Source organism: Vibrio sp. 10N.286.46.A8, from assembly GCF_041470165.1.
Taxonomy (GTDB): domain Bacteria; phylum Pseudomonadota; class Gammaproteobacteria; order Enterobacterales; family Vibrionaceae; genus Vibrio; species Vibrio tasmaniensis_A.
Genome location: NZ_JBFRLX010000260.1, coordinates 1 through 7,139 on the forward strand (window position 1 = coordinate 1; position 7,139 = coordinate 7,139).

The following is a 7,139-nucleotide window of genomic DNA, read 5'->3' on the forward strand; positions in this document are numbered from 1 at the left end:
GTAAGTGATACGACCCTTTAATTATTAAGCATCCTGAAAGTGTAAAGTGATTTAATGACAAACAATAATTCATCTTCAAAACCTGAAACTAATATTAAGTTTATTGGTGCGCATGTGTCTGCTGCGGGCGGTGTTGATCAGGCGCCAATGCGCGCAAGAGAGATTGGCGCCAATGCTTTTGCACTGTTCACCAAAAACCAAAGACAGTGGGCAGCAAAGCCGCTAGAAGCCAAAACCATCAGTGCCTTTAAAGCCAACTGCAAAATGTTGGGCTTTAGTGCTGAGCACATTCTTCCTCATGACTCCTACCTTATTAATTTAGGAGCGCCAGAAGAAGAGAAGTTAGAGAAATCACGTGCCGCTTTTATTGATGAAATGGAGCGCTGTAATCAACTTGGATTGACGCTTTTGAATTTTCATCCAGGGAGTCATTTAAAGAAATCTCAGAAAGCGAATGTTTGGCCAAGATCGCCGAGTCTATCAATTTGGCTCATCAAGCGGTGCCTGATGTGATTGCGGTGATTGAGAATACCTCAGGGCAGGGGACTAACCTTGGCTGGAAGTTTGAGCAACTAGCAGAGATCATCGACCAAGTAGAAGATAAGTCGCGTGTCGGTGTGTGTTTAGATACTTGCCATACGTTTACGGCCGGTTATGACTTACGAACAAAAGAAGCGTGTGAGCAGACTTTTGCTGAGTTCGAGCGCATTGTGGGTATGCACTATCTAAGAGCAATGCACATCAATGATTCAAAAGCTGAGTTTGCGAGCCGAGTCGATCGACATCATTCTTTAGGAAAAGGCGAGATTGGCTGGGATTGTTTTGAGTATATTGCCTCGGATTCTCGCTTTAATGGTATTCCTCTTATCTTGGAAACCATTGATTCGACGATCTGGAAAGAGGAAATTCAACAACTTAGGATGTTCCACCGCTCAGCAACGCTAGCGAGCGAAGAAGCGTAATAATAGAGGGAATAATTAATTTCCTTCTACTCCTAAAAATTGGCACCTTTCTTTCATAGTATTAAAGTGAATATGTAGTTCACGATGTCTTAGAGGAGGTGCCTTTATGTATTCACAAGCCCAAACTTCAACTGTATCTGCTGCTCGCCGTTTACCAACCCCAAACCGTCATGTGCATAACCACGGTCACCATCGTACACAGCAGAAAAGTGGTGAATCGAGATAAACACAACTTGAACTGATTATTATGATTCATCAACAAGTGAACCCTACACATCATGTTTATTGATAGCTGTATGAGGTATAACTAGAGCCTTATTTAGGACAGTTAGCCGATACAGCTATTTTTTTGTCTGGCGAAAGCCGCTAGAAACCTTGATGATTGGGAAGTAAAACGATGAGCGCACCAAAGACTTGGGAATCCATTATTAATGATGAACGTGACAAAGAGTACTTTCAGAGTGTCCTCGCGTTTGTTGAACAGCAACGCAATAGTGGGAAAACCGTCTACCCTCCTCAAGAGCTGGTGTTCAGTGCCTTCGATATGACGCCTTTCGAGTCCGTACGCGTAGTCATTCTAGGGCAAGATCCTTATCACGGCGCTAACCAAGCTCATGGCTTAGCTTTTTCTGTACTGCCAGGTGTAAAAATCCCTCCTTCTCTACGTAATATGTACAAAGAGCTTGCACAAGATATAGAGGGCTTTGAGATCCCGAGTCATGGCTACCTCGATTCTTGGGCATCTCAAGGGGTGTTGATGTTGAACACTGTCCTTACAGTAGAAGAGGCAAAAGCCCACTCACATGCTAAGTGTGGTTGGGAAACCTTTACCGATGCCATTATTGCAGAGCTCAATCAGCGCTCTGAACCGATCATCTTCTTGTTGTGGGGCGCACACGCCCAGAAGAAAGGCCAAGCGATTGATGCAGACAAGCACCATGTGTTGGTTGCACCTCATCCATCACCATTATCAGCACGCCGTGGTTTCTTCGGTTGTCAGCACTTCTCAACAACCAACAAGCTACTTTCTTCTATGGATCAACAATCTATCGACTGGCGTTTACCAATATAAGTATAGGTTGGTGGTTTTCTGAGCAGGGTCAAATCATAAATCAGCATCTTCGTATACACTTATAAACAGTAGGTGTAATGGAGTGCAATACTATGATGATTGAAAGGATAAGACGAGAGCATGGCTATATGGCTCGTTTGCTCGCGATACTCAACAGTAAGTTAGAGTTTCTGAAACTGGAGCGAGAAATAAACTATAGCCTGATCGCAGAGGTGGTTCATTATCTCATGGACCATTCAGACAAGGTGCATCACCCGAAAGAAGATGTTATTTATCGTTACTACCTTAAGCAATATGGCAGTGATCAAGTGATTGAAGACTTGGAACTGGAGCATCAATTGCTTTCTGAGAAAACGGCGGACTTTTTAGGTGTGGTCGATATGATCCTTCAAGATGCGGTGGTTCCTCAACAAGTATTTATTGAGCAGCTTGAAGCTTTTGTTAAAGCTCAACGAAAACACATGGAATATGAAGAGAAGCATGTGTTACCAATGATTGTTGAGTCGTTCACAGTTAAAGATTGGCAAGAGGTGGAGTCTCAATGGCTTCAACCTGAAGACGACCCTGTCTTTGGAGAGACAATTGCTGATGAGTACCGCCAACTCGCGGCTCGTGTTCGACAAAATGAACAAGAGTGCGTTTAGCCAGTTGTCATGTTGAAGCGTGACTATTTTAGATGCTCTCTATTTTAGAGGGCTAGTTCCCAAATGACGCTTTGAGCGGATTAAATACCTCGTAAAATAAAAAAGGCACCTATACAGGTGCTTTTTGCTATCTGATTTCTTATCGTGCTGATTAAAGCTTTATATCGTCAAGGCTAAAATCGAGACCTAGGTTCATCTCTCTAAGCTCTTTCTCAAGCTGTCTACGATCATTGATTGCCTCAATTTCACGCCATTTACGTTTGAGTGGTTTAGAGCGTGTTTTTTGAGTGGTACGAGGCATTTCTAGTTCTGATAATTCATCGAATTGAAAGCTATCCATAAGCATATCTCCTTCCGTGGGATTCGTTCTTACGAACCATTAAATAGCATATTTAGGTTCACAATAACCTTGATTTGTTTCTCATTTGTTTCAAGTGTATGAAGATTTTGTTTTGTTTTATTATGCATGCTCACACATTTCGGGGATTTTTGTGTACAAAAAACAAGCAAACAAACTTAAGTAAACGATTAAATTAGGGGGGATTGAATGTTAATTCATTGTGCAAATGGAATAGCATTTTGACTACAGTGCATTTAAGTGCGCATTGTGCCGTGTAGTATAGGGATCTCATTACCCTAGAAAAAAACACAGATCTTCACTATACCTTGTAAAACCTAGGCTGATGTCATTTTTACGGGATGATGTTTTTGTTTTTATGGTACCTTAGTTATTGTTGATATTATGTCCCGACAATGTGACTTTTATTAGGCGCTATTGTTGAAAGCTGTGTTAACAAAAGGTGTCTTATTAGTGAAATGTCATTTTGATATGTGTTTATTTTCATATTGATTTTTAGACCGTCTCGCTGCATTATCCGCCCGTCAAAAAATACACCGATACGTAAAATGGATGCATGAAGCGACATTTACAATCTAGAGCGCAACAAATAAATATAAATCTAATGCCGACACAACTATTGACACTGGCATAGGTGATCTAGAGGAAGGCTAGGAAGCAAGATCGGTGCTTAAACTCAATTACGAGGTTCACGTGACAGACTTAATCAATTTGATGAACGATCTCCTTTGGGGATCTATCTTAGTTTACTTACTCGTTGGTGTGGGTATCTACTTCACTGTACGACTAGGTTTCATTCAATTCCGCCATTTCGGCCACATGTTTTCTGTTCTTAGAAACAGCCGTAAAGCAGACAGTGCAGGTATCTCCTCTTTCCAAGCACTTTGTACTAGTCTAGCAGCACGTGTCGGTACGGGTAACATGGCTGGTGTTGCTGTAGCACTAACCGCTGGTGGCCCTGGCGCTATCTTCTGGATGTGGCTAATTGCCATGCTAGGTATGGCAACATCGTTTGCAGAAAGCACACTGGCACAGCTATACAAAACGCGTGATAACGACGGTAACTACCGCGGCGGCCCTGCATACTACATGGAGAAAGGCCTAGGTATGCGTTGGATGGGGGTTCTATTCTCTATCTTCTTAATCATTGCATTCGGTCTTGTATTCAACGCGGTTCAAGCGAACGCGATTGCAAGCGCAATGAACACGGCATTCGACTTTGAGCGCAGCTACGTTGGTGTTGGTATCGTAATCATCTCTGCATTCGTTATCTTCGGTGGTATCCGTAAGATTGCTCGCACTGCAGAAATCATTGTTCCAATTATGGCACTGGCTTACTTAGCTATCGCTATCTACGTAATGCTAATGAACATTGAGAAAGTGCCTGAAGTTCTGGCTCTTATCTTCAAGAGTGCATTCGGTCTGCAAGAAGCAGCAGCGGGTGGCCTAGGTTACGCAATCGCACAAGCGATGATTAACGGCATCAAACGTGGTTTGTTCTCGAACGAAGCGGGTATGGGTTCTGCGCCAAACGCAGCAGCTTCTGCTACGCCTTACCCACCGCACCCAGCATCACAAGGTTATGTGCAAATGCTAGGTGTGTTCATGGACACAATTGTTATCTGTTCTGCAACAGTAGCAATCATCCTGATGTCTGGTGAGTATGTACCGCACGGTGAAGTAACGGGTATCGAACTAACGCAACGTGCACTAACAGCACAAGTCGGCGAATGGGGTGGTATCTTTGTAGCGGTAGCGATTTTCTTCTTCGCTTTCACTTCAATCATTGCAAACTACTCGTACGCAGAAACAAACCTTATCTTCTTAGAGCACAACAACAAGAAGGGCCTAGTGCTGTTCCGTATCGTTGTACTGGGTATGGTGATGTTCGGTTCTCTCGCGACACTGCCAACGGTATGGGCATTAGCTGACGTATCGATGGGCCTAATGGCGATTGTGAACTTGGTAGCGATCATCTTGCTGTCGGGTATCGTGATTAAGCTAGCGAAAGACTACAACCGTCAATTAGACGCGGGTAAAGTACCCACGTTCGATGCGGATGATTTCCCAGAGCTTAAGGCTCAATTGGAAGATGGTATTTGGGTTAACAACAAGAAGAAGTAATCTTGTTGGAGTGATTCATCACTCATCCTAAAATCATTAGAAAGGCTAAGGTTTCGACCTTAGCCTTTTTCTTTGCCTGCGATATTTTCTTTATTATCGATTTTTCTTTGTAAGAGATTCTTCTTTGTAAGCGACTTACAGCTAGATCTGTCTATCAAAGTAATAGGAAGAGTCATAAAGACAAGTTGATGTTTTTTCTATACTCTAGCTGCATCCAGTTAGATAACCGATTAGGGTAAAGTTATGTTAGTTGTCGTTTCTCCAGCCAAGACATTAGATTACGAATCACCATTAGCGACTGAGCGCTTCAGCCAGCCAGAGTTTGTTGAGCACTCTGCAGAGCTTATTGAAGTGTGTCGTAAGCTGACACCTGCTGATGTATCAGCACTGATGAAGGTAAGCGATAAGATTGCTGGGCTGAACGTAGCGCGCTTTGAGCAATGGAGCGAGACCTTTACCCAAGACAATGCACGTCAAGCAATCCTAGCCTTTAAGGGCGATGTGTACACTGGCCTAGATGCTGAAACACTGTCGGACGATGATTTTGACTACGCACAGAATCACCTGCGCATGCTTTCTGGCCTATATGGGTTATTGAAGCCATTGGATTTGATGCAGCCTTACCGTCTAGAGATGGGCACACGCTTAGCTAATGAGCGTGGCACTAACTTGTACCAGTTCTGGGGCAATATCATCACAGATAAACTGAATGAAGCGTTGAATGCTCAAGGCGATAATGTGTTGATCAACCTAGCATCGAACGAATACTTTAAAGCGGTGAAGCCGAAGAGCCTTGATGGTCAAATCATCACGCCAGTTTTTAAAGATTGCAAGAATGGTCAGTACAAGGTGATCAGTTTTTACGCGAAGAAAGCGCGTGGCATGATGGCTCGCTACATCATTGAGAATAAAATCGATTCAGTTGAAGCGTTGACCAGGTTTGATACTGCGGGTTACTACTTCGTTGAAGAAGAGTCGAATGCGAAAGAGTTAGTCTTCAAGCGTGAAGAGCAAAACTAGCAGACCTTGGCTAACGAGTTAGTCTCGACTTTAGCCTGTAATTAAAATTAGAGACGAATTATTTAGCCTGATAACAGGCCAGACAATAATAAGCCAGACAAAGAAAAGCCCCATGCAGATAACTGCATGGGGCTTTTTATTGAATCATTGAAAGGCGGTTAGATTACTTGTTCTTAACGGCTTTCTTTTTCTTAGCGATTTTCTTTTTCTTAGCAATTTTTTGCTTAGCCACCGCTTTCTTGTCTTCTTTCTTCGGCTTTTTCTTCTTCGTTACCGCGGCTTTCTTGTGCGTTGGGCGCATGCCTTCGATGAAGCGCTCTTTGATCGCATCTTCAGTGTAACGAGCAACACGTTCAATCATTAGTTGATCGTGCGCTTCAATGATAGAAACCGCGTTACCTTTCTTACCTGCACGAGCCGTACGACCGATGCGGTGTAGGTAAACATCTGCTGTACGCGGCATGTCGTAGTTAATAACGTGGCTCACATCTGGAAGGTCGATACCACGAGCTGCGACGTCAGTTGCCAGCAGTACGTTGATAGAACCATCGCGGAAACGAGAAATCGCGTTGTTACGACGATCTTGAGGCATTTCACCTTGGATCCATACACACGGGATCTGTGCACTTTCTAATTGAGCTCGTAGGTCACCTAGGCGGTCACGAGTCTTCAAGAAGATGATGCTGCGTTCAGCTTGCTCTGTGATGATATGTTTTAGGATATCAAGCTTGTGCTTAGCTGAATCGGCACGGTGATACCATTGAGTGATCTTCTTACGTTCACGCAATGACGATTTTGCATCGATCTCTGCTGGGTTTTTCAGAAGGTCTTCAGTGAAACCTTCAATACCTTTACCTTCTAGCGTTGCTGAGAAAAGTAAAGTTTGTTTACGCCAGCGACACTCTGCAGACAGACGGTCAACAACAGGACCAAAGCCCATGTCTAGCATACGGTCAGCT

At 43.5% G+C, this 7,139-nt stretch carries 6 protein-coding genes and 1 pseudogene; 5 read left to right on the top strand and 2 right to left on the bottom strand.

Annotated features, from left to right (window positions below):
- Positions 1-54: 54 nt before the first annotated feature.
- From nfo to AB4232_RS20815, 3 genes and pseudogenes are all read left to right on the top strand, one after another.
- A pseudogene (nfo, locus tag AB4232_RS20805) lies at positions 55-962 on the top strand (deoxyribonuclease IV).
- 397 nt (positions 963-1,359) lie between these two features.
- Positions 1,360-2,034: a uracil-DNA glycosylase gene (ung, locus tag AB4232_RS20810; protein ID WP_372087917.1), complete on the top strand. Its 675-nt coding sequence runs from the start codon at positions 1,360-1,362 to the stop codon at positions 2,032-2,034.
- Between the two features lie 92 nt (positions 2,035-2,126).
- The gene (locus AB4232_RS20815; RefSeq protein WP_372087918.1) at positions 2,127-2,678 is read left to right on the top strand and encodes a hemerythrin domain-containing protein; all 552 of its coding nucleotides are present in this window, start codon (positions 2,127-2,129) and stop codon (positions 2,676-2,678) included.
- A 151-nt stretch (positions 2,679-2,829) separates the two neighbouring features.
- Here AB4232_RS20815 and AB4232_RS20820 read toward each other — a convergent pair whose 3' ends face one another.
- Positions 2,830-3,018 carry a DUF3545 family protein gene (locus AB4232_RS20820; protein WP_009848419.1) on the bottom strand — a complete coding sequence of 63 codons (189 nt, stop codon included), beginning with the start codon at positions 3,016-3,018 and terminating at the stop codon, positions 2,830-2,832.
- Positions 3,019-3,729: 711 nt separating this feature from the next.
- Between AB4232_RS20820 and AB4232_RS20825 the strand changes: the two genes are divergently transcribed.
- Both AB4232_RS20825 and yaaA read left to right on the top strand, forming a co-directional pair.
- Complete coding sequence (locus AB4232_RS20825; protein WP_009848420.1) at positions 3,730-5,160, top strand: sodium:alanine symporter family protein; 1,431 nt, start codon at positions 3,730-3,732, stop codon at positions 5,158-5,160.
- Between the two features lie 243 nt (positions 5,161-5,403).
- Positions 5,404-6,180 (top strand): peroxide stress protein YaaA, encoded by a 777-nt coding sequence (yaaA, locus tag AB4232_RS20830; RefSeq protein ID WP_135444431.1) that lies wholly within the window; start codon positions 5,404-5,406, stop codon positions 6,178-6,180.
- Between the two features lie 163 nt (positions 6,181-6,343).
- Here yaaA and AB4232_RS20835 read toward each other — a convergent pair.
- Positions 6,344-7,139: helicase-related protein (locus tag AB4232_RS20835; RefSeq protein WP_372087919.1), on the bottom strand; the 796-nt coding region annotated here is incomplete at its 5' end.